The 22,512-nt window shown below is 66.7% G+C and carries 23 protein-coding genes; 16 read left to right on the top strand and 7 right to left on the bottom strand.

Annotation, left to right across the window (positions count from 1 at the left end; genetic code table 11):
- Nucleotides 1-81: 81 nt before the first annotated feature.
- Both THITH_RS06710 and THITH_RS06705 read left to right on the top strand, forming a co-directional pair.
- The gene (locus tag THITH_RS06710; protein ID WP_006747857.1) at nucleotides 82-1,680 is read left to right on the top strand and encodes an inorganic phosphate transporter; all 1,599 of its coding nucleotides are present in this window, start codon (nucleotides 82-84) and stop codon (nucleotides 1,678-1,680) included.
- A gap of 93 nt (nucleotides 1,681-1,773) precedes the next feature.
- A complete protein-coding gene (locus tag THITH_RS06705) occupies nucleotides 1,774-2,214 on the top strand; it encodes a DsrE family protein (protein WP_006747858.1) in 441 nt (146 codons plus the stop codon).
- 39 nt (nucleotides 2,215-2,253) lie between these two features.
- Here THITH_RS06705 and THITH_RS19145 read toward each other — a convergent pair whose 3' ends face one another.
- The 3 genes from THITH_RS19145 to THITH_RS06695 all read right to left on the bottom strand — a co-directional run bounded on the left by THITH_RS19145 (nucleotide 2,254) and on the right by THITH_RS06695 (nucleotide 5,989).
- Complete coding sequence (locus THITH_RS19145; protein ID WP_084222634.1) at nucleotides 2,254-2,451, bottom strand: hypothetical protein; 198 nt, start codon at nucleotides 2,449-2,451, stop codon at nucleotides 2,254-2,256.
- Nucleotide 2,452: 1 nt separating this feature from the next.
- The gene (locus THITH_RS06700) at nucleotides 2,453-5,317 is read right to left on the bottom strand and encodes an FAD-binding and (Fe-S)-binding domain-containing protein (protein WP_232222264.1); all 2,865 of its coding nucleotides are present in this window, start codon (nucleotides 5,315-5,317) and stop codon (nucleotides 2,453-2,455) included.
- A gap of 246 nt (nucleotides 5,318-5,563) precedes the next feature.
- Nucleotides 5,564-5,989, bottom strand: coding sequence for a hypothetical protein (locus THITH_RS06695; RefSeq protein WP_006747860.1), 426 nt, complete (start codon nucleotides 5,987-5,989; stop codon nucleotides 5,564-5,566).
- A 464-nt stretch (nucleotides 5,990-6,453) separates the two neighbouring features.
- Here THITH_RS06695 and THITH_RS06690 point away from each other — a divergent pair, with 464 nt between their 5' ends.
- From THITH_RS06690 to ccmI, 10 genes are all read left to right on the top strand, one after another.
- Nucleotides 6,454-7,962 (top strand): multiheme c-type cytochrome, encoded by a 1,509-nt coding sequence (locus THITH_RS06690; protein WP_006747861.1) that lies wholly within the window; start codon nucleotides 6,454-6,456, stop codon nucleotides 7,960-7,962.
- Nucleotides 7,963-8,238: 276 nt separating this feature from the next.
- Nucleotides 8,239-8,862 (top strand): cytochrome c biogenesis heme-transporting ATPase CcmA, encoded by a 624-nt coding sequence (gene ccmA / locus THITH_RS06685; protein WP_006747862.1) that lies wholly within the window; start codon nucleotides 8,239-8,241, stop codon nucleotides 8,860-8,862.
- A 4-nt stretch (nucleotides 8,863-8,866) separates the two neighbouring features.
- On the top strand, nucleotides 8,867-9,535 hold the full coding sequence (gene ccmB / locus THITH_RS06680; protein WP_006747863.1) for a heme exporter protein CcmB: 669 nt from the start codon (nucleotides 8,867-8,869) through the stop codon (nucleotides 9,533-9,535).
- Between the two features lie 13 nt (nucleotides 9,536-9,548).
- On the top strand, nucleotides 9,549-10,298 hold the full coding sequence (locus THITH_RS06675; protein WP_025367354.1) for a heme ABC transporter permease: 750 nt from the start codon (nucleotides 9,549-9,551) through the stop codon (nucleotides 10,296-10,298).
- Entirely contained in the window at nucleotides 10,295-10,465 is a 171-nt protein-coding gene (gene ccmD, locus THITH_RS06670; protein ID WP_006746855.1) for a heme exporter protein CcmD, read from the top strand. Before THITH_RS06675 ends, ccmD begins: the two co-directional genes overlap by 4 nt.
- Nucleotides 10,462-10,971 carry a cytochrome c maturation protein CcmE gene (gene ccmE / locus THITH_RS06665; protein ID WP_006746856.1) on the top strand — a complete coding sequence of 170 codons (510 nt, stop codon included), beginning with the start codon at nucleotides 10,462-10,464 and terminating at the stop codon, nucleotides 10,969-10,971. Before ccmD ends, ccmE begins: the two co-directional genes overlap by 4 nt.
- Before the next feature lie 3 nt (nucleotides 10,972-10,974).
- Nucleotides 10,975-12,987 carry a heme lyase CcmF/NrfE family subunit gene (locus THITH_RS06660; protein ID WP_025367353.1) on the top strand — a complete coding sequence of 671 codons (2,013 nt, stop codon included), beginning with the start codon at nucleotides 10,975-10,977 and terminating at the stop codon, nucleotides 12,985-12,987.
- 119 nt (nucleotides 12,988-13,106) lie between these two features.
- Complete coding sequence (locus tag THITH_RS06655; RefSeq protein ID WP_006748713.1) at nucleotides 13,107-13,637, top strand: DsbE family thiol:disulfide interchange protein; 531 nt, start codon at nucleotides 13,107-13,109, stop codon at nucleotides 13,635-13,637.
- Nucleotides 13,634-14,140: a cytochrome c-type biogenesis protein gene (locus tag THITH_RS06650; protein ID WP_006748712.1), complete on the top strand. Its 507-nt coding sequence runs from the start codon at nucleotides 13,634-13,636 to the stop codon at nucleotides 14,138-14,140. Before THITH_RS06655 ends, THITH_RS06650 begins: the two co-directional genes overlap by 4 nt.
- The gene (ccmI, locus tag THITH_RS06645) at nucleotides 14,137-15,051 is read left to right on the top strand and encodes a c-type cytochrome biogenesis protein CcmI (RefSeq protein WP_006748711.1); all 915 of its coding nucleotides are present in this window, start codon (nucleotides 14,137-14,139) and stop codon (nucleotides 15,049-15,051) included. Before THITH_RS06650 ends, ccmI begins: the two co-directional genes overlap by 4 nt.
- Before the next feature lie 34 nt (nucleotides 15,052-15,085).
- Here the strand turns inward: ccmI and THITH_RS06640 are convergent, their stop codons facing one another.
- Nucleotides 15,086-15,514: a universal stress protein gene (locus THITH_RS06640; RefSeq protein WP_006748710.1), complete on the bottom strand. Its 429-nt coding sequence runs from the start codon at nucleotides 15,512-15,514 to the stop codon at nucleotides 15,086-15,088.
- Between the two features lie 250 nt (nucleotides 15,515-15,764).
- On the opposite strand from THITH_RS06640, the gene THITH_RS06635 reads away from it, so the two are divergent.
- From THITH_RS06635 to THITH_RS06620, 4 genes are all read left to right on the top strand, one after another.
- Nucleotides 15,765-16,373, top strand: a complete 609-nt coding sequence (locus THITH_RS06635; RefSeq protein ID WP_006748709.1) for a NapC/NirT family cytochrome c — start codon at nucleotides 15,765-15,767, stop codon at nucleotides 16,371-16,373.
- Between the two features lie 195 nt (nucleotides 16,374-16,568).
- Nucleotides 16,569-17,720, top strand: a complete 1,152-nt coding sequence (gene mnmH / locus THITH_RS06630) for a tRNA 2-selenouridine(34) synthase MnmH (protein WP_006748708.1) — start codon at nucleotides 16,569-16,571, stop codon at nucleotides 17,718-17,720.
- Nucleotides 17,721-17,731: 11 nt separating this feature from the next.
- On the top strand, nucleotides 17,732-19,582 hold the full coding sequence (locus tag THITH_RS06625; protein ID WP_006748707.1) for a Na/Pi cotransporter family protein: 1,851 nt from the start codon (nucleotides 17,732-17,734) through the stop codon (nucleotides 19,580-19,582).
- On the top strand, nucleotides 19,560-19,853 hold the full coding sequence (locus tag THITH_RS06620) for a hypothetical protein (protein WP_006748706.1): 294 nt from the start codon (nucleotides 19,560-19,562) through the stop codon (nucleotides 19,851-19,853). The genes THITH_RS06625 and THITH_RS06620 overlap by 23 nt, the downstream gene beginning before the upstream one ends.
- Nucleotides 19,854-20,011: 158 nt before the next feature.
- On the opposite strand, the gene hypE is transcribed toward THITH_RS06620, so the two are convergent.
- From hypE to THITH_RS06605, 3 genes are read right to left on the bottom strand one after another with little or no spacing between them, the layout of a single operon-like run.
- Nucleotides 20,012-21,073, bottom strand: coding sequence for a hydrogenase expression/formation protein HypE (gene hypE / locus THITH_RS06615; protein WP_006748705.1), 1,062 nt, complete (start codon nucleotides 21,071-21,073; stop codon nucleotides 20,012-20,014).
- Entirely contained in the window at nucleotides 21,070-22,215 is a 1,146-nt protein-coding gene (gene hypD, locus THITH_RS06610) for a hydrogenase formation protein HypD (protein WP_006748704.1), read from the bottom strand. The genes hypE and hypD overlap by 4 nt, the downstream gene beginning before the upstream one ends.
- Entirely contained in the window at nucleotides 22,212-22,445 is a 234-nt protein-coding gene (locus THITH_RS06605) for a HypC/HybG/HupF family hydrogenase formation chaperone (protein ID WP_006748703.1), read from the bottom strand. The genes hypD and THITH_RS06605 overlap by 4 nt, the downstream gene beginning before the upstream one ends.
- Between the last annotated feature and the right edge of the window lie 67 nt (nucleotides 22,446-22,512).

The following is a 22,512-nucleotide window of genomic DNA, read 5'->3' as shown; positions in this document are numbered from 1 at the left end:
ACGGCACGGAGCCCGCTGACAGACCCGGCGGAATGAGAGTAGCATTGCCCCCGGTCACAAAACGGTAACGCAGAGGGGCACGTGGCATTCGGGACTGGCAACCCGCTGGGCGGCGGGAAGGGGGCGCTTGTCTGGAGCCCCGAGAACCTGCGTCTGGCCGCGGGAATGGTGTTCCTGATCGGCGTGTTCGCGTATGCGCTGCTGCTGACTCGGGGCATCCCGGCACTGACGCCGCAGGGCCTGCTGCTGCTGGTTGCATCGGCGGTAGTGGGCGCCTACATGGCGATGAACATCGGCGCCAACGACGTCGCCAACAACCTCGGCCCCGCGGTCGGTTCGCGGGCGATCACCCTGGGCTGGGCCATCGTGATCGCCGCGGTATTCGAGGCACTCGGCGCGATCATCGCCGGCGGCGAAGTCGTCGGCACCATCAAGGGCGGCATCATCGACCCCGCGGAGATCGAGCAGGTTTCCGAGTTCGCCTGGCTGATGTTCTCCGCGCTGCTTGCCGGCGCGCTATGGCTCAACCTTGCCACGGCGCTGGGGGCTCCGGTATCGACCACCCATTCGATCATCGGCGCGGTGATGGGGGCCGGCATCGCGGCCGGCGGCTGGGCATTGGTCAACTGGGCGACGATCGGCCAGATCGTCGCCAGCTGGTTGATCTCCCCGCTGATGGGGGGGGTGATCGCCGCCGCCATCCTCTACGTGATCAAGCGCAAGATCACGTATCGCAGTGCGATGCACCAGGCCGCCGGCCGGGTCGTGCCGTGGCTGGTCGCGCTGATGGTCTGGGCCTTCGCAACCTTCATGCTGATCAAGGGCCTCGGCGACCTGTATCGGCTGCCGGTAGTGCAAGCGGCACCGGCCGGGGCCGTGGTCGCGCTCGCCGCGTTCCTGGCCGTCCGCGGGCCGATCCGTCGGACTGCGGCGACGCTGGAGAACACCAAGGGCGCCGTCAACCGCCTGTTCACCGTGCCGCTGATCTTCGCCGCGGCGCTGCTGAGCTTCGCCCACGGCGCCAATGACGTCGCCAACGCGATCGGACCGCTCGCCGCGATCTATGAGGCGATCCAGACCGGCGAAATCGCGACCCGTGCGGCCACGCCGCTGTGGATCCTGGTACTCGGCGCGGTGGGCCTTGCCGCGGGGCTCGCGCTGTATGGATCGAAGCTGATCCGCACCGTGGGCCGGGAAATCACGGAACTCGATCGGATGCGGGCCTTTTCGATCGCGCTGGCGGCGGCCATCACTGTGATCATCGCGGCGCAGCTGGGCATGCCGATCTCGACCACCCACGTCACCATCGGCGCGCTGTTCGGCGTCGGCTTCCTGCGCGAATACCTGAAGACGAATTATGCGAAGATGGAGCAGACCATCGTCGCCGGACACGAGGGCGAAGAGCGCGCGAAGGTCGAGGCCTACCTGCGCCGGTTCGAAGCCGCGCCGATCGAGGAAAAACGCCGGATGCTTGCCGACATCAAGGCGCGTTCCCCGGAAAGCCCGGAGGCTGTGCTGTTCGCGAAGAAGGAACGCAAGGCCATGAAGAAAGTGGTCAAGCAGCAGCTGGTGAAGCGTTCGCTGGTGTTCCGCATCGTGGCCGCGTGGATCATCACCGTTCCGGCCACCGCGGTGTTGGCCGCGCTGCTGTTCAAATTGATCATCCTGCTTGGCGGCTGAACCGGGACCGGGTGCGGCCGCAATCCCCAGCCGGACCGGCAGGCCCCTTCGCCTGAGAGGCGTTCAACGCCATCCACGAGAGGAGTACCCCCGATGCTGACCCGAAGATCCCTGCTCTGCCTGGTGGCGCTGCTGCTCGCAGCGCCGTCGGTACTGGCGGATACCGGCGACCCTGCCGAACCGGTTCGAGTTGCATTGCAGCTGAGCGACCACGACCCGATCCGGCAGTCGATGGTTCTCAATGTCGCGAACAACCTCGTCAACCACTACGGCGCGGACGCCGTCGAAGTGGAAGTCGTGGTTTTTGGCCCAGGCTTGACCCTGCTGCGCGACACCAGTGACTTCGCCCCGCGGGTCACGTCGCTGGCCGAATCGCAGGGCGTACGCTTCAGCTACTGCGAGATCACCGTGAGCAGCATGGAACGCCGCGAGGGCCAGCGGCCGCGCCTGGTTCCGGTGGCCGAGGCCACCCCCTCCGGCGCAGTGCGAATCATTGATCTCGTCGCAGCGGGCTACACCCACCTGGCACCCTGAAGCCACACGTGGGAGATCCGGGCCTGCGGCCGGCTTGCGCTAACTTCCATGGCCTATGTGGCCACCCCTGATGATGAAAGAAGCGTAGGGCGGAAAAGGCCGAAGGCCGTCATCCGCCATTCCCACGCCGGGGTTGCCGCGGGCGCGCAGGGGCGCTCCGAACGCCGTACGGCGGATGACGCTGCGCTTTTCCGCCCTACGGGTCGCCCGGGACACGAGACAGGCCGTGACTTTCACGCTAACCGGATCCGGTCCGGGACGTCGAGCAGCGGTCCAGCAGATAGACGATCGACCGATAGTAGCGCCCGCTGTGCAGCGACAGGCCAATCTCGCAGGTGCGGCTGGTCGAATACCCCGACTCGCAGGCGTCCGGCAGCGCCTGGCGCAAGTCCTTCAGCGCGGCGGCATTGAGTTCGGGGAAAGTGAAACCGCGATCGCCCGACCAGCCGCAGCAGTGTACCTGCGCCGGTACGATCACGCGCTCGGCACAAGCCTCGGCGATCGCAGTCAGTTTCGGCTGCAGCCCCATCTTGATCGTGCTGCAGGTGGGGTGTACGGCCACGGTCTCGGCTAGTCTGCGAATCTCCAGACGCGGAAGCGCGAAATCGTGCAGGAACTCGGCGAGGTCATAGACATGCAGATTGGACTCGGCCAGATTCCGCCTGGCGCGGAACGCGCAGGGACTCGTGTCGAACACGATCGGATCCTGGCCATCGCGGCTCGCCCGGCGCAGCGCCGTCTTCAGTTCGCCCATCTTGCGTGCCGCGTCGGCGTCGAAACCCTTGCTCTCGAACGGCTGTCCGCAGCAGAGCCCGTCGAGCCCCTCGGGATGAATCACCTCGTAGCCTGCCTTGCGCAACAGGGATTCGGTCTTCGGTACCAACGACTCTGCCTCGGGATCGCCTCGCGCGGGCCCCATCGTACGGCTCGCGCAGCTCGAGAAATAGACCACCCGCGGCGCCCACGGCCCTGCAGGCCGCGGTGGTGACCCGGTTCGGGCGCGCCGCGGCATATGCGGATTCCAGAGCGGGATACGCCCCCTGCTCAGTCGCCGCATCGTGCCGGTCAGTCCGGACATCAGGCGCCGGCCGAGGAGCGCATGCAGCAGGTCCGCCGCCGCCAGGCTGCCGCGGGTTGCGACCGTCACCGGCCGAAAATGGGCTGCAACCCAGCGCGACACCCGGTGCGCCACCGGTCCCCAGCCACGCCCGCGCAGCTGCTTCACCATCTTGCCGGTGTCGATGCCGACCGGGCAGGCCAGCGCACAGAGGCTATCGACCGCGCAGGTATCGAGCCCCTGGTAGCGGTAGAGCCTGCGCATATGCCGCAGGGACTGCGACTCCCCCGCGCCTTCCAGCCGCACGATCTCACGCAATGCGACGATCCGCTGACGCGGCGTCAACGTCAGTGCCCGCGACGGACAGGTCGGTTCGCAGAAACCGCACTCGATGCACTTGTCCACCAACGGGTCGACCGCCGGCATCGGCTTCAAGTGACGAAGGTGCGCATGGGGATCGTCGTTCAACAGCACACCGGGATTCAACAGATTCGCGGGATCGAACAGCCGCTTGATCTCGCGCATGAGTGCATGCGCCTGCGCGCCCCACTCGAGCTCCACGAACGGTGCCATATTGCGGCCGGTGCCGTGTTCGGCCTTCAACGAACCATCATGGCGGACCACGACCATCTCGCTGAGATCGGCCATGAAACGCCGATAGCGATCGACAGCCCCAGGCTCGGCAAAGTCCGGGGTGATCACGAAATGCAGATTGCCCTCGAGCGCGTGACCGAAGATGATCGAGCCCTCGAAGCCATGCCGACAGAACAGCGCCTGAAGGTCCAGCGTCAGGTCCGCAAGGCGCGGCACCGCTACCGCGACGTCCTCGATGATCACCGCGGTGCCGGTCGGGCGCAGCGATCCAACCGAGGGAAACAGACCTGATCGGATCGCCCAGAGCCGGTCGCATTCTGCACGGTCGGTGGTGAAGATCAGCGGCGCAATTGTCGCGACTTCGCTCAAGGCCGCCGTGATCGCGGCCACCTGGTCCTGCAGGCGCTGCGGATCGCCGGCGCGGGTTTCGACCAGCAACGCGGCCGCCTGATCGTCCAGCTCCCTCAGCAGTCCCGGAACGCCCGGCTGGTCCTCGACCGAGCGCAGCGAGGCCCGGTCCATCAGTTCCGCCGCGGCGACAGGAAGTGGCTTGATGATACCGACGGCTTGGCAGGCCGTACGGATATCGGGAAACAGGATCAGCGCGGTCGCCTTGTACTGCGGGTCGGGAACGGTCCGGTAGGTGATCTCCGCAATGAACCCCAGCGTGCCCTCAGACCCGATCATCAGGTGCTGCAGGATGTCGATCGGATCCTCGAAATCGATCAGCGCGTTCAGGCTGTAGCCGCAGGTATTCTTGATCCGGAATTTTTCACGGATGCGGTTGGCCAGCGCCTCGTCGGCACGCGTAGTCCGGCCCAACACTTCCAACGCCGCGAGCAGTTCGCGGTGACTCGCGCCGAATGCGGCCCGGCTGTCTCGGTCGCCGGTATCCAGCAGCGTGCCGTCCGCGAGGATCACCCGCATGCTTTCCAGCGTCCGGTAGCTATTCTGCGCGGTCCCGCAGCACATGCCACTGGCGTTGTTCGCTGCAATCCCGCCAATGTGGCATACATTCAGCGACGCCGGATCGGGGCCGATCTTGCGCCCGAGCGGCGCCAGGATCCGGTTCGCGTGCCCGCCGATCACTGCGGGCCGCAGCGCGATCGTCGACGCGTCGTCCGCCAGCTTCCAGCCGCGCCACTCGTCGCCGATCACCAGCAGCACGGAATCGGTGATCGCCTGCCCGGACAGACTCGTTCCCGCGGCGCGGAACGTCACCGGCACCGCATGCCGGGCCGCCAACGGAAGGATGCGTTGCATCTCCGCTTCCCCGCCCACCCGGACCACCAATCGTGGCACCAGGCGATACAGGCTCGCGTCGGTTCCATAGGCCAGCGTACGCAATGGGTCCGAGATCAACCTGGGGTACGGAACGATGTCCCGGAGTTCCCGCAGGAACGAATCGAAATCGGCATACGCCATCACCCGCACCCCCGTGACGCCCGGCACGGGCCTGTCGGGACCGCCGACCCTCCGCCATCGCCACAGGCTGGCGAGGCGCGGTCCCGCCCGACCGGGCTGCCGGAAGACCCCGGCCGGAAGCGTCCCGGCAGTATAGCAACGGCGCCCACTCCAGAGCGGCGCACCCGGAACGACCGCTTTGGCATTGTGCCTGCCACGTCAGCGCCATTTCCGGCCACAGCAACACACCGCCCGCAACGCCACCACTGGCCACCGGCCAGCGGGCAGCAAGGTTCAACGGTAGATCGCGGAATCCAGCGCGCGGCGCAGTTCGGCGTCGGTCCGGGGTGCACGCACCGAGGTCACCGGTGTGCCATCGGCGGAAAACACCACCAACGTGCCGTCGGCCGCATCGTAGTTGCGGGCAAAGGCCTGCCCTTCGGGGCGCCCGAGATGCGCCACGAGGAACTCCATCCGATCGACGTATTCGTGGCGGACGGTATTCATCAGGTCCATTACCTCGCCGCCGGCCACGAAGCTGATGTCGCGCGCGACCACCGCAACGGGTTTCCCCTGCCCGATCAGCGATAGGTCGGTCGAGAACGCGCCACGCGGCAACTGCGTGAAGATCAGCGCCGCTGCCCCGACCAGCACGACGACCGTGATCAGTACCTTTGCCCAGCCCGGGATACCGGGTGCACCCTTCGACTTCTGTTTCATGCCCGTTCCTCTCTCGTCACCGCCAGGCCACGCGCCCGCTGCGCCCGCGAGTTCTACTTGGCTGCGCGGCCGATTGCAAACAGGGTGCAGGGCCACCCGCGCGTTCCGCGCCCTCGTCCCGGGATTTCGACTGGTATGATTCCAGCACTGGCGTTCTGGCCCATTTTTTCGAACGATCCGCGACTTCCGGTCGGGCATGGCCTATATACACCGGTGGTATGCAGCAGGGGGTACTTCGGAAAGGGTAGATCTTCGCACTCAGGAGACCGACGCAGGCAATGCTCAGGCCGTAGGCGGATGGCGTCCAGCAACCAGGGATGTCCCGCTGCGGTCTTTTTCGCGCGTAGCGTGCGATCTGCCGGGCCCCTGACGCAGCATCCCACGCAAGTAGAGGTTGGCGATTCATCGCCAGACATCGAAAACCCGACAAGACCAAGCAAAAGCGACACCAACAGGAGAGGATCATGAAACAAGGCGTGCTGTTATTCGCAGCGAGCCTCATGCTGGGCTGGGCCGGAATATCCAACGCCCTCCCCGAGGGCGACGTTGCGACCGGCGAAGAACTCGCCAACCAGTATTGTGCGGCGTGTCACGGCGCCGGAGGCGTCGGCATGGCGCTCAACCCGCCGCTGGCGGGGATGTCGGAGGACATCTTCATCCGCACCATGCGCATGTTCAAGACGGGTGAGCGCGAGAGTGCGACGATGGGCGCGCTCAGCGCGAACATGACCGACGAGCAGTTCGTGCACATGGCAGCGTACTACGCCAGCCTCGAGCCGGTGGCCGCGGAACTGCACATCGAGGGTCCGCTTCATCACATCTCGGCAAGCGTCTGCCAGAGCTGCCACGAAGACATCTACCGGCAATGGTCGGGCTCGATGCACGCGAAGAGCACCGCGCTGCGGGATCCGATCCATGAACTTCTGTACCGGCAGGAAGTCGGCGATCCGCGCAAGGAAGGACAGGTGCATCAGCGCTCGCAGCGCTTTCCAGTGTGCCTGCAGTGCCATGCGCCCAACGCCGCGAAGGACCAGGTCACCAAGCTCGACGCGAAGGACGCCTATGCCGAGGGCGTGAACTGCGTCGCCTGCCATCAGATCTCGGGCTACAAGGGCGTGCGGCGGGCTGAAGGCGGCCTGCGCCTGGGGATCCTGGCCTACGAGACCTCGGATCAGCTTCAGGCGGCGACCGGCTTCCCGTTCGACAAGCTCCAGGAGCCGGGCAACTCCAGCAATCCGCACCTGCCGACCGGCACCCTCGACGCCTTCGGCCAGGCCGTTCCCGCAGCCCTGCCGCTGGAAGGCAACCCGCGCATGATGCGCAGCTCGGAACTCTGCCTCGGCTGCCATCACCTGCGGCCCAACCCGCAGGGCGTGCCACTGTGTGCCACCGGCGACGAAATCGAGGAGAGTGGCTCGCAGGTGACCTGCCAGTCCTGCCACATGCCGATCGCCGATGGTTTCGCCAACCACAGCATGGGGGGCGGTCATGACCCGGCGATGCTGGCCCGCGCGGTGGTGCTGACCGTCGATGTGCAGGCGAATGGCGACGGCGTGCGTGCCGACGTCGTGATGCAGAACCAGCTGCCGCACAAGATGCCCACCGGGGCGCCGTTCCGGAACATCCAGGTCCGCGTGACTGCGCTCGACGCCACCGGCAACGTGCTGTGGCAGAACTTCGAGACGCACGCCCAGCAGGAGGCGCCGGAGGCCTACCTCTTCTACCAGCTGGCCGATGACGAGGGCAAGCCGGCCATGCCGCCGGTGGCCACCCAGGTCGGACGGGATTCCCGTCTCGAACCGCACGAGCGGCGGGTGATCAGCTACGACATCCCGGTGCAGCCAGCCGTCGTGCGCGCGGAAATGCTGTACAACCTTGTGTTCGAGGGCATGAAGCCGCGGATCATGGAACTCACCGACGACGAGGAACTGCTGGAGCCCCGCCTGATGGCCATCTACGAGGCCAAGCTCTAGCTTTCGACCTGCGGCATCCTGGCACGGGTTCCCGCGCCAGGAACCGCGATCTTGGGGGCCGGCAACGGCCCCTTTCTGTTTCCGGAGGCGGAACGAGAAGCGACCCGTCGGGTCTACCCACCTTGATTCCGGAGCAGAATCTGAGACACTAGCGACCGAATTCGTGTCCGTAGCTGCCCCCGAGAACCGCCCCGGCGCCTGATCGGGCAGAATGCCGGCGCTTGCAGATGCACATAACCAGACCCCAGGGGCCGCGTGACTGCTGAACAGACCTCCATGGCCGACAGGACTTTTCGCGCTGTCGATCTCGCGGCCGAACGCGGAGATCGCCGCCTGTTCGAACATCTTAGTTTCACGCTTTCGCCGGGCCAGTTGCTGCAGGTTTCCGGGCGCAATGGCAGCGGCAAGACCAGCCTGCTCCGCATTTTGAGCGGTCTCTCGCGCCCGGCGGAAGGCCAGGTGTTCTGGGGCGAGGAACCGATCCAGTCGGTGGACGGCGGCACGGGTTCCTGCCTCGGCTATCTCGGGCATCTCAATGCGTTGAAGGACGACCTCTCTGCGACCGAAAACATTACCAGCGCCGGCCGTATCGGGGGGCACGCCACCGATCGCGATACCGCGCTCGGAATGCTGGAACGCATTGGGCTCGCGGGGTACGAGGATCTGCCGATCCGGTTTCTGTCCCAGGGCCAGAAGCGCCGGGTGGCGCTTGCCCGACTGCTGCTTGAGCAACGGCCGCTGTGGATCCTGGACGAACCCTACGCGGCGCTCGATGTCCAGGTCATCGAGGTGTTGCGCGCCTCGATCGAAACCCATCTCGCCCGGCGCGGGATGATCGTGATCACCACCCATCAGGCTGTCGACATCGACGGCGACTGTCACAACCTGCATCTCGGGTAAACTGATGTTTCGATCCGTGTTCGCCCTGCTGCGGCGCGACCTGACCCTGGCGTTGCGCCGGCCGCAGGATGCACTGACCGTGGTCGGCTTTTTCGTGGTCGTCGTCTCGCTGTTCCCGCTGGGGGTCGGGCCCGATCCCGAGTTCCTGCGCACGCTCGCGCCCGGGGTGCTCTGGGTCGCGGCGCTGCTGGCGACGATGCTTTCGCTGGAGCGCCTGTTCTCGGACGACTATCGCGACGGCAGCCTGGAGCAATTGCTGCTGGTCCCGGAGCCTCTGGGGCTGCTCGTGCTGACCAAGACGGCCGGACACTGGCTGATTACCGGGTTGCCCCTGGTGCTGATCTCGCCGCTGCTCGCGCTGCAGCTCAATCTCGGCGCCGAAGAAATCCTGATTCTGATGCTGGCCCTGCTATTGGGCACGCCGATTCTGAGCCTGATCGGCGCGATCGGGGCCGCACTCACCCTGGGGTTGCGCGGCGGCGGCGTGCTGATCGCGCTGCTGATCCTGCCGCTGTACGTACCGCCGCTGATTCTCGGCTCCGGCGCGGTCGACGCGGTGATGCACGGCGCAAGCGCCCAGGCGCACCTGTCGCTGCTCGGCGCATTGCTCGCCTTTGCCCTGTTCGCAACGCCCTGGGCGACTGCCGCGGCGCTGCGCATCATGCTCGACTGACGGAGGTACCGACGTGTCGGAAAGGGGTATCCAGTGGTTCCGGTTCACGGCGCCGGCGAATTTCTACGATCTGGCGGGGCGGTTGATTCCGTGGTTTGCCGGGCTGACGGTGCTGCTGTTCGCGGCGGGGCTGTATCTGGGACTGGTGGTGGCGCCGCCGGATTATCAGCAGGGGGACAGTTACCGGATCATCTACATTCACGTGCCGACGGCGTGGATGTCGATGTTTTTGTACGTATTGATGGCGGTCTATGCCGGGATCGGGCTGATCTGGCGGATCAAGATGGCGGAGGTGATGGCGAAGGCGATTGCGCCGACGGGTGCGTTGTTCACGTTCCTGGCGTTGTGGACCGGCGCATTGTGGGGGCGGCCGACCTGGGGGGTGTACTGGGTCTGGGATGCACGGCTGACGTCGGAACTTATTCTGCTGTTTTTGTATCTCGGCTACATGGCATTGCATGCGGCGATCGACGATCGCCAGCGGGCGGCGAACGCGAGTGCGGTGCTGGCGCTGGTGGGGGTGGTGAACGTGCCGATCATTTATTTCTCGGTGCAGTGGTGGAACACCTTGCACCAGGGTGCGTCGATCACGGTGACCGAGGCGCCGACGATGGCGACGATCATGTTCGTGACCTTGCTGATCATGGTGCTGGCGTGCTGGATGTATTCGATTGCGGTGGTGCTGGCGCGGGCGCGGATCGAGTTGCTGGAGCGCGAGCGTCGAGCGCGCTGGGTACGGGAACGGCTGGAGGGTGAGACATGATGGAGTTTCTGGCGATGGGCGGGTATGCGCCCTATGTCTGGGGCTCGTATTTGGTGATGGCCGGGCTGTTGCTGGTGGAGCTGGTGCAGTTGCGCTATCGCCGGCGCAGTCTGGTGGGCTGGCTCAAGCGCATGGCCCGGTTGAACGAGCAGGAGGGTACGCGATGAAGACGCGGCAGAAGCGGTTGTTGCTGGTGGCCGGGGGGCTGGCCAGTCTGGCGGTGGTGGCGGGGCTGGTGCTCAACGCCTTTCGGGACAATCTGGTGTTTTTCTACACGCCTTCGGACATCGTCGCCGACATCGTGCCGATGGAGCGGACGTTCCGGATTGGCGGGCTGGTCGAGGACGGCAGCGTGCAGCGGGGCGAGGACGGCGTGACGGTGCATTTCCGGGTCACCGACACCGCGGTGGCGGTGCCGGTGGTGTATCACGGGATTTTGCCGAACCTGTTCCGCGAGGGTCAGGGCGTGGTCGCGGTGGGCAGCCTGCAGGACGGCGGGGTGTTCAAGGCGAGCCAGGTGATGGCGCGCCACGACGAGACCTACATGCCGCCGGAGGCGGCGGAGGCGATCAAGCGCGCGCAGCGTGAGCAGGCGCGCACGGTCGGCGATGCCGGCGGGGCGGTGGACGGCCATCCCGGCGGCACCCCCGGCGGCTATTCCGGGGGGTACTGAGGCATGGTGGCCGAGCTTGGACTGTTTGCGCTGATCCTGGCGCTGCTGCTGGCGATTGCGCAAGGCACGCTGCCGCTGATCGGGGCCGCGCGCGGCGACGTCGCGCTGATGGCGGTGGGGCGCAGCGCCGCGTTCGGGCAGCTGTTCTTCATCGCGCTCGCCTACGCGGCATTGACCTACGCCTTCGTCACCGACGACTTCTCGCTGCGCTATGTCGCGACGCACTCGAACTCGCTGTTGCCGACCCAGTACAAGATTTCCGGGGTCTGGGGCGGGCACGAGGGCTCGCTGCTCTTGTGGGTGCTGATCCTGAGCCTGTGGAGTGCGGCGGTCGCGACCTTCAGCCGCAGCCTGCCGCGCGAGGTGCTGGCGCGGGTGCTCGGGGTGATGGGCCTGGTCGCGATCGGCTTCATCGGCTTCACCCTGTTCACCTCGAGCCCGTTCGAGCGCCTGCTGCCGGCGGCGATGGAAGGGCGCGATCTCAACCCGATGCTGCAGGATCCGGGGCTGATCTTCCACCCGCCGATGTTGTACATGGGCTATGTCGGCTTCTCGGTCGCGTTCGCGTTCGCGATTGCCGCGCTGATCGGCGGCCGGCTCGACGCGGCCTGGGCGCGCTGGTCGCGGCCCTGGACCGCGGTCGCCTGGGCGTTTCTGACGCTCGGCATCGGGCTCGGGAGCTGGTGGGCGTACTACGTGCTGGGCTGGGGCGGCTGGTGGTTCTGGGATCCGGTCGAGAACGCGTCGTTCCTGCCCTGGCTGATGGGTACCGCGCTGCTGCACTCGCTGGCGGTGACCGAGAAGCGCGGCGGGTTCAAGAACTGGACCGTGATGCTCGCGATCCTGACCTTCTCGCTGGTGCTGCTGGGTGCGTTCCTGGTGCGTTCCGGGGTGTTGACCTCGGTGCACGCGTTCGCGGTCGACCCCGACCGCGGGCTGTACCTGCTCGGCTTCATGGCGGTGGTCGTCGCCGGCTCGCTGACGCTGTTCGCCTGGCGCGCGGGCAAGGTCGGCCTCGGCGGCAGCTTCGGGCTGGTCTCGCGCGAGTCGGCGCTGCTGACCAACAACGTGCTGCTGGCGGTGTCCGCGGCGGCGGTGCTGCTGGGCACGCTGTACCCCTTGTTCCTCGACGCGTTCGGCCTGGGCAAGATCTCGGTCGGCCCGCCGTACTTCGAGGCGGTGTTCCTGCCGTTGATGCTGCCGCTGCTGCTGTTGCTCGGGTTCGGGCCGCGGCTGCGCTGGAAGCAGGACAGCCCGACCGAGCAGCTGTGGCGGCTGCGCTGGATCCTCGGGTTCAGCCTGGTGTTCGGGATGCTCTGGCCGCTGGCGGTCGGCAGCTGGTCGCTGCTTGCCGGGATGGGTACCTTCCTGGGGCTGTGGATCCTCGGCTCGGCGCTGAAGGACGTGGTCGAGCGCCTGCGCCGGCGCCCGGGCAGCACGCAGGGCTTCGGCACCCGGGTCCAGCGGCTCGGGCGCAGCTACGCCGGCATGCAGATCGCGCACATCGGCGTCGCATTGCTGGTGATCGGCGTGACCTTCGTGATCGGCTACGACGACGAGCGCGACGTGCGCATGGCGGTGGGCGAGACGGTCGAGGTCGGCGGCTATGCGTTCCGGCTCGATCGGTTGGAAACCGTGGACGGTCCGAACTACACCGCCGAACAGGCAACGGTCGCGGTGTTCCGCGAGGACGGCCGGCAGCTGGCGACGCTGCGCCCGCAGATGCGCGACTATTTCAGCCAGGACATGCCGATGGCGCACACCTCGCTGCACCGGGGGCTGTTCCGGGATCTGTACGTGAACATGGGCGAGCCGCTGGGCAGCGATGCCTGGGTGATGCGGGTCTACTACAAGCCGTACATGAACTGGATCTGGACCGGCGCGGTGCTGATGGGCCTGGGCGGCTTCCTGGCAGCCACCGACCGCCGCTACCGCGTGCGCGTGCGCCGCGAAGAGGATCTGCCCGACGATAGCGCCGACACCGCGGGCAGACCGTCGGCGGCATCGGCGGGTTGAACGATGCCCTACCCGGTGCGTCTATACCCTGATCCGTCCCCCACCCTTGTGGGTGCCGGCAATCGCAGAACAGCCCTGGCCAGTCTCCGGCCAGGGCTGCCTGAGGAGGATTTGCAGAAATGAGACTCCGCTTCGTGCTCCCGCTGGTCGCGTTCTTCGCGCTCGTGGGGCTGTTGTGGGTGGGACTGAGCCTGGATCCCCGGGCCCTGCCCTCCCCGTTGATCGGCCGCGAGGCCCCGCAGTTCGACTTGCCGGAACTGCGCGACCCCGAAACCCGGTTTGCCAGTACCGAGATGCTCGGCAAGCCGGCGCTGCTGAACGTCTGGGCGTCGTGGTGCGTGACCTGCCGCCAGGAACATCCGATGCTCGCCGAACTGCGGCGCGCCGGAGTACCGGTGTACGGGTTGAACTACAAGGACACGCGTTCCGACGCTCTGCGCTTCCTCGCGCAGTTCGGCGACCCCTACGACGCGATCGGCTTCGACGAGAGCGGCCTGGTCGGGATCGACTGGGGCGTGTACGCAACCCCCGAGACGTTCCTGATGGACCGTCACGGGATGATCCGCTTCAAGCATATCGGAATGATCACGCCCGAAATCATCGAGAACGAGATCCTTCCCCTATACCGAAAACTGGAGGCCGAGTCATGACTGCGCGCCACTGGATGCCTGCGTTGCTGTGCCTCGGGGCGCTTGCCCTGGCCACACCCACTCACCTCTTTGCGGGCCCGACCGCACCCCCGTCGGAACCGCTGGTGTTCGAAACGCCCGAACAGGAGGAGCGCTATCAGAAGCTGGTGCGCGAGCTGCGCTGCACCGTCTGCCAGAACCAGAACCTGATCGAATCGAATGCGCCACTCGCCGCCGACCTGCGCCGCCAGATCTCGCTGATGGTCAAGGACGGCGCGGAAACCGGCGAGGTCGTCGACTACATGGTAGCCCGTTACGGCGATTTCGTGCTGTTCCGTCCACCGGTGAATCGCACCACCTACCTGCTCTGGTACGGACCGGTAATCCTGCTGGTACTGGGCCTGTCCGTACTGGGACTGGTGCTATGGCGGCGCAAGGAGCGAGTCAGCTCGGCGCCGCTGTCCGCCGACGAGGAGGAACGGCTGCGACGCCTGCTCGGTGAGGACCGCGGAGGGCAGGGATGACGGTGTTCTGGTCCATTGCGGCCGTGCTGACGGCCGTCTCTCTGCTGTTCCTTTTCGTGCCGATGCTGCGTGCCCGTGCGGTGCCCCAGAGTGAACCGGTTTCGAACGAAGGAAGCGCTGCAGCAGTCGATGTTTACCGCGCGCAACTCGCCGAGCTCGAAGCCGACCGCGAAGCCGGCACCATCTCCGAGGCTCAGTACACGACCGCCCGGCTCGACCTCCAGCGCAGCCTGCTCGAAATGAGCGAGGCCCGCGAGGCGGCCGGCTCGCGCCGGCTCCCGGGATCCTGGCGCTGGCCGACCGGCATCGCAAGCCTCGTCGTGGTGCCGGTGTTGGCGGTGCTGATCTATCAAGGCTACGGCAGCGGCGCTGCCGGACTCGACCCGCAGCTCAGCGCTCCGCAACAGACGGCGGGAGCCGAGCCCGGCATGGACGGCAGCATCGAAGCCGCCGTGCAAGCGCTGAGTGCCCGCCTGGAAGCCAATCCCGTGGATCCCGAAGGCTGGGCGCTGCTCGGGCGCTCGCTGCTGTTCCTCGAACAGCCGAGGGCCGCCGCCGGCGCGTATGCGCAGGCGATTCGCCATGGCGGCAATGAGGATCCGGACATCCTGACCAGCTATGCGGATCTGCTTGGCTCCCTGGACGGGGGCAATCTGGCCGCACGCGCGAAGCCCTTCATCGACCAGGCACTGGCCATCGAACCGAACCACGTCAACGGCCTGTGGCTCGCCGGTCTCGCGGCGTTCCGCTCTTCGGAATATCCCGAGGCCCAGGAATACTGGGAACGGCTGGCGTCCCAGTTCGAACCCGGCTCCGAAGAAGCCGGAATCATCCGCAGCAACCTCGACGAGGTCGAGGAACGGTTGCGCGACGGCGCCGCGGAGTCCCCATCCGCCAGCGCCGGGAACTGATACCGGCCACCCTCACCACCCACCCGCGGGATCCTTATCCCGCGGGCACTACCACGACCGGGCAGCGCGCGTGGTGCAGGATCTGCTGACTGACCGAACCCAGCCGCAGCCCGTGAAATCCGCCGCGTCCGCGTGAACCGACCACCAACAGATCGGCATCACTGGCGGCATCGAGCAACGCCTTCGCGATCCCGTGCCCCTCCCCAACGAGCACGTTCTCCGACAGTTCGGCCGCCGCGCCGCCGGCCTGCTCCACGGCCTGTTGCAGCAGACGCCGGGCTTCCTCGCGCAGTTGTTCCACCGGCGGCGCCATCAGCGATGCCCATTCCGGCTCCAGGTAGCGGCGGTCGAGCACGAACACCGCATGGACCCTGGTGCCCCGGATCACGCCTTCCTCCCGTGCCCAGCGCAATGCCCGCCGGGCCCCGTCCGAACCATCCACACCCACGAAAATGCCTGCCATCCCGCCTCTCCTGTCGCCGTCGCTTCCCTCTGAAGCTCTCCCACAAGGTTAGATCACTCAACCGCAGTGGCGGCGCGCCCCGACAGCCGCAGGCAGGGTCTTGCGAATACCCGGCTGGCTGGCGTTCGCGACACCGGGTATCTACCATTGAACGGGGTACTTCCGGTCGTCCCGATCGCGTTCCCTGGCGCTTGCTCAACCAGGGCCGGAAGATCCTCAGCCTGTACCCAGCCCCAAGGAGCGCCCCGTCATGTCCGATCAGCCGAAGAACCCCGAACGCCGCGGCCTGTGGGGCTGGCCCCGAACACGATGGCTGCTCGGGATCCCGATCGGAGGCATCCTGGCGTTCATCGTCGGTGCAGCGGCGATGGTCGGGTCGAGCGTCGCGATCGAAGCCACCAGCAGCGACGCCTTCTGTGCCACGGCGTGTCATTCCCACGAGGAATTCGTCTACCCCGAGTGGAAGGAATCCATCCATTACTCCAACCCCAGCGGTGTGCGCGCGGGCTGTGCCGACTGCCACATCCCGCAGCATTATCCGGACAAGCTGATCGTGAAGACCACATCCGGGATCCGCGACAGCTACCACGAGTTCGTGTTGCGCTCGATCAGCACGCGCGAGCGCTTCGAGGATCGGCGGGGCGAGATGGCCGAACGCGTCTGGGAACGGATGCGCGCCAATGACTCGCAGGCCTGCCGCAACTGCCACCATGTCGACTCGTTCAGTGGTCAGAGCGCCCGCGCCGAACGAATGCACCGGCGGATGGAAACCACCGACAACACCTGCATCGACTGCCATGAGGGCGTGGCCCACCTCCACCCTGCCGACGCCGCGCGCAAATATGCGGCAGACGACTGAGCATCGGGGTGCAGTGGATGCCCGACCGTTTCCACTCTCTCAGAGACTCGTGCCGCCACTCGGCGCCGACGGCGTGAAGCCAGCCGGTCGCACGCGGCCACGATACGGCGCGCCGCCGCCCGAGACGCTGGCAAGCTCCGGCCGTACGGGCTCGCTCGGTGGCTGCGACCGCGTGCTGCGCGCGAAGCTCGCGCGATGAACGAAGGCGCGATCGTCCAGGACTACGCCCGGATCTTCCTCCAGGGCGTCCCGTTGCTGGATGTGCGCTCGCCCGGTGAATTCCGGCAGGGTGCGTTCCCCAGCTCCCAGAATCTGCCGCTGCTGGACGACGACGAGCGCCACCAGGTCGGCCTGTGCTACAAGCAGCGTGGCGAGCAGGCAGCAATCGAACTTGGGCTCCGCCTGGTGTCCGGGAAGGAACGCAAGCGACGCATCGAGGGCTGGCTGGACTGGCGCACACGCAATCCCGAGGGTCAGGTCTACTGTTTCCGCGGCGGTCTGCGTTCGGCCACGGTGCAGCGGTGGTTGGCAGAGGCCGGTCAGCCACTGCCGCGTATCGGCGGCGGCTACAAGGCGATGCGCAGGTTCCTGTTGGAGAGTCTTGCGCGGACGCTGCCCGGGATCCCGCTCTGGACGCTCGCCGGGCGTACCGGCTGCGGAAAGACGCGGGTGATCGGGGCCCTCGAACAGGCCATCGACCTGGAAGGCCACGCACGGCACCGGGGCTCGGCCTTCGGCCGGCGACCTGGCGGCCAGCCGGCCCAGATCGACTTCGAGAATGCCATTGCCATCGAACTCCTGCGCCAGCGCGCCCGCCAGGCGGCCGAGGGGGTCCGACCGGTCGTGTTGGAGGACGAAAGCAAGCTGATCGGGCATCGACTGATTCCCCCGCCACTGTTTGCACGCATGCAGACGGCGCCGCGCGTGCTGATCGAGGAGCCGCTGGACAGCCGGATCCAGGTCACGCTCGAGGACTACATCCTCGGCCCGCTGGGCGAGTACTCGCGTTTCTACGGGCCCGAATACGCGCTCGACCGGCTCGGTGCCGAGCTGCTCGCCGCACTCGACCGGATCCGCAACCGGCTCGGGGGGCAGCGGCATTCAACGTTGAGCCGCGCGTTGAACCATGCGCTCGCCGAGCATCGCCGCAGTGGATCTGTCGAGGCACACCGGGACTGGATCGACTGCCTGTTCCGCGAGTACTACGATCCGCAATACGAGCACGCGTCGCGGCGCAGGTCCGCGGCCACCCCGATCTTTGTCGGCAGCCGTTCCGAGGTCGTCGGCTTTCTACGGGAGCACACCGCGCCGCCGATCCCTGCCGATCCGCAGGCGGCCTTCGGCTGAGCCGGACCGGAATGCGCCGAGTCCTGCTTCCGCTCACCTTCCTGCTGCTGGCCTGGGCGTTCTGGGCAAGTCCGCACCTGAGCGATGTCGCCGCCGGCGTGGCCATCTTCCTGTTCGGCATGATCGCGCTTGAGACCGGCTTCAAGGCCTTCACCGGCGGCACGCTCGAAGCGGCGCTGCGCCATTCCACCGACCGGCTGTGGAAGAGCATCGGTTTCGGCATTGCCAGCACGACGTTGATGCAGTCCAGCACGCTGGTGTCGCTGGTCACGATCTCGTTCGTCAGCGCGGAAATGATCAGCCTTGCCGCAGGCATCGGCGTGATCATGGGCGCGAACCTCGGCACCACGACCGGAGCCTGGCTAATCGCCGGTTTCGGCCTGAGGGTGGACATCGCCGCCTACGCAGCCCCGATGCTGGTGTTCGGGGTCATTCTGCTGCTGAACCGGAACCGCATGCTGAAGGGGATCGGCTACCTGTTCCTGGGCGTCGGTTTCCTGTTCCTGGGCATCCATTTCATGAAGGAGGGATTCGAGGCGTTCCAGGAAGGCTTCGATCTCGCGGCCTATGCGGTTCCGGGACTCGCCGGCGTACTGCTGTTCACGGCCATCGGCATGTTGATGACGGTCGTAATGCAGTCCAGCCACGCGACGCTCCTGGTGATCATCGCCGCGCTGGCCGCCGGACAGGTGACCTACGACAATGCGCTGGCACTCGCGATCGGCGCGAACCTCGGCAGCGCGATCACCACCGCAGCCGGGGGCATGGCCGCCAACCTCGGCGGCCGGCGCCTCGCGGTCGCCCACGTGCTGTTCAACGTGATGACCGCGGCGGTCGCAATCCTGCTGATCGAACAGATGGGCTGGGCCGTGGATCGGATCTCCGGCATGGTGGGCATCGCCGACGACGACTATCTGCTGAAGCTGGCGTTGTTCCACACCCTGTTCAACCTGCTCGGCGTCGCGATCCTGACCCCCTTCGTCCGCCTGCTCGAACGCGAACTGATTCGGCGCGTGCGCCTCGCCCCGCGCTCCGCCGAACAGCCTCGGTACCTGTACTCGGAGGCGCTGAAAACACCCGCCACCGCGGTGACCGCAGTACGCCGGGAGGTCGGGCACCTGTTCGACAACGCCCACGGCCTGATCGCCCATGGGCTCAGCCTGCGCCGTGCGGTCATCAATTCCGACCGATCCCTGACCGAGGCGGTGCGGAACACCCGCAGGATCATGCCCCTGGACGTGGACGACGCCTACGAACAGAACATCAAGAGCCTGCACAGCGCGATCGTGGCCTTCATCGGCGAAGTGCATCAGCGCGAACTCTCGGAACATTGGACCAACCGCCTGTACGCGCTGCAACAGGCCAGCCGCGACATCGTCGAAGCGGTAAAAGGGATGAAGCACCTGCACAAGAACCTGGTTCGCTACGGGACCGCATTCGATCCGATGGTGCGACGGCATTACGATGCGTTGCGTCTGCAACTCGCCAGGCTCCTGCGCGAGATCGGACAGCTGCGGAATCAGGAGCCCGGGGCCGCCACCAGCCTGTCACTGGATTCGCTCAGGCTTTCGCTGGAGACATCGCACCGCAAACTGGTGGGAAACATCAACCAGGCGATTCGCGATCGACAACTGTCGGCCCATATCGCCACGTCGCTGATGAACGACGAGGCTTACGCCTATACGATCGCCGAGAACCTGATCGAGGCAGCGCACGCACTGCTGGTCAGCGACGAACCGGCCGACCATGTTGCCGAGGAACATCTGGCGCTGGATCCTCAGGAAATCAAGCGCATGGCCGGCAATACCATGGCACACCCACAGCCCGGTGAACACGCCGATGAAGACCCGAAAACTTCTTGAACGCCTCGGCCGTTTCCTCGACAAGGACCGGGCGGAGCAGCACGCGGAGCTGGAATCGATCCAGGAGATACTGCAGAAGCTCGAGAAAAAGGAGGCGCGACTGCGCGGGAAACTCGAGGAGGAATCGGACCCCGATGAGCAGCAGGAAATCACCACCAAGCTCGAAGTCGTGCATGCGCAGCGGCTGAAGGGCCTGGAACGGGTCAGGCAGCTGCGCGACAACGCACAGAGCGCGGCTCGGGGTGCCGAGGACAGCGCGCCGCAGAAGTAGCAGGGCCACGTACGTCTGCCGCTGGCGATTTCACACGAGACTGAGCGATGGGCAAGAGGATTGCCCGGCATCCCCGCTGCCTACGCGCATCGCGACGCCGTGGGCCGTGGGCCGTGAGCCGATAGCCGATAGCCCGCCCTGCTCCGCCCGGCGCCGGCTCAGCAGATGCGCGGCAGCTGTTCGCCGGAAATCCAGTCGACGTTGCGCCGCCCGCCGAAGCTCGTTTCCATCTGCACGAACGCGTGTTCGTCGGCGACCACCTCGCCGATGATCGCCGCGTCCCGGCCGAGCGGGTGGGCGCGCATCGCCGCCAGCAGCCGCTCAGTCGATTCCGGCGGGCAGACCGCGACGACCTTGCCCTCGTTGGCGACGTAGAGCGGATCGAGCCCCAGCAGTTCGCAGGCGGCGTCGACCTCTTCGCGCACCGGGATGTCGTCCTCGCGGATGGTCATGCCGACGCCCGACTGCCGCGCGATCTCGTTCAGCGTGGCGGCGAGCCCGCCGCGGGTCGGGTCGCGCAAACAATGGATATCCGGAGCATTCTCCACCATCGCCGCGATCAGCTCGTGCAGCGCGGCCGAGTCGGACTCGATATTGGTGCTGAAGCTCAGGTTCTCGCGCAGCGACATGATCGCGACGCCGTGATCGCCGAGAAAACCGCTGACCAGGATGCGGTCGCCGGGCCGGGCCCGGTCGCCGGAAATCTCGACACCGTCGGGCACCACGCCGACCCCGGTCGTGTTGATGAACACGCCGTCGCCCTTGCCGCGTTCGACCACCTTGGTGTCGCCGGTCACGATCGGCACGCCGGCCGCGCGCGCCGCCGCCGCCATCGAATCGACGATGCGCTTCAGGTCGGCGAGCGGAAAGCCTTCTTCCAAAATGAAGCCGGCGGAGAGCCACAGCGGGCGCGCGCCGCTGGTCGCGACGTCGTTGATGGTGCCGTGCACCGAGAGACTGCCGATGTCGCCGCCGGGGAAGAACAGCGGCGAGACCACATGGCTGTCGGTCGCCATCACGATCCGGCCCTCGGGCCGCGTCAGCAGTGCCTGGTCGTTGGCCTGGCGCAGCCAGGGATTCTCGAACGCCTGCTGAAACAACTCGTCGATCAGCTGCGCCATCGCGCGGCCACCGCCGCCGTGAGCGAGCTCGACCTTGCCGCGCTTCAGGTCCAGCGAGCGAATGTAACCCCGCTTCACCGTCTTCGGGTTCGCGCTCACGAGGCTTGGGCGACCGCGGGAGACTTCGTGAACTGGCCGTAGGTGTAATACGCCGCGCAGGCGCCTTCGGCCGAGACCATGCACGAGCCGAGCGGGTTGTCCGGGGTGCAGACCGTACCGAAGACCTTGCAGTCCTGCGGCTGCTTCACCCCGCGCAGGATCGCGCCGCACTCGCAGGCCTTGTGATCCGGCACCGAGCGGTACGGCAGGTCGAAGCGGACTTCGGCGTCGAAGTCCCGGTAGGCGTCGCGGATGCGCAGCGCGCTGTACGGCACCTCGCCGAGCCCGCGCCACTCGAAGCGGTCGCGCAACTCGAATACTTCGGCGACCAGCGCCTGCGCCTTCAGGTTGCCTTCGCGGGTCACCGCACGGCTGAACTGGTTCTCGACCTCGGCGCGGCCGTCGTTCAGCTGGCGCACCAGCATCAATACCGACTGCAGCACGTCCAGCGGCTCGAAGCCCGCGATCACCACCGGCTTCTGGAACTCCTCGGCGAAGAACTCGTAGGGCCGGCTGCCGATGATCGTCGATACGTGCGACGGCCCGATGAAGCCGTCCAGCGGCACCGTCCCCAGCTCGCGCACCTCGGGCGACTCGAGGATGTTCTGGATCGCCGACGGGGTGAGCACGTGGTTCGCGAACACGCTGAAGTTTTTCAGCCCCTCGGCACGCGCCTGGCGCAACGCGACCGCGGTCGGCGGCGTGGTGGTCTCGAAGCCGATCGCGAAGAACACCACCTCGCGCTCCGGGTTCTCGCGCGCGATCTTCAGCGCATCGGCGCTGGAGTACACCATCCGGATGTCCGCGCCCTCGGCCTTCGCGCGCAGCAGACTCGTGCGCCCCGACGCCGGCACGCGCATCGTGTCGCCGTAGCTGCAGAGGATCACGCCGTGGTCGCGCGCCAGTTCGATCGCGCTGTCCATGCGCCCGATCGGCAATACGCAGACCGGGCAGCCCGGACCGTGAATGAAGCGGACTTCCGCCGGCAGCAGGTCGCGCAGGCCATAGCGCGAGATCGCGTGGGTGTGCCCGCCGCAGAACTCCATCAGGTGATAGCGGCGATCAGAGCGGACCTCGGCGGCGATCGTCTTCGCGAGGTTGCGGGCAACCTTGCCGTCGCGGAACTCGTCGACGTACTTCACGCGGCGGCTCCCGGCTCGACGCCCATCTCGCGCAGCATCGACAGCGTCCGCTCGGCCTCGGCCTCGTCGAGTCGGTTGATCGCGAAACCCACGTGCAGGATCACGTAGTCACCCGCCTGCACGCCGTCGACGAGGCTTACGTCGACCTCCTTGCGCACGCCGCCGACATCGACCAGGGCCTGTTCGGCCTCCAGCAGTTCCACCACCTTCACCGGGATCGCGAGACACATGCCGAGATTCTCTGTTGTCCCCACGGGCAGCGCAAGAAGCCACGATCCCGCCAAGGGACGAGTCCGA

The organism is Thioalkalivibrio paradoxus ARh 1, from assembly GCF_000227685.2.
GTDB lineage: Bacteria > Pseudomonadota > Gammaproteobacteria > Ectothiorhodospirales > Ectothiorhodospiraceae > Thioalkalivibrio > Thioalkalivibrio paradoxus.
This window is presented reverse-complemented; position numbering and strand designations above follow the sequence as displayed.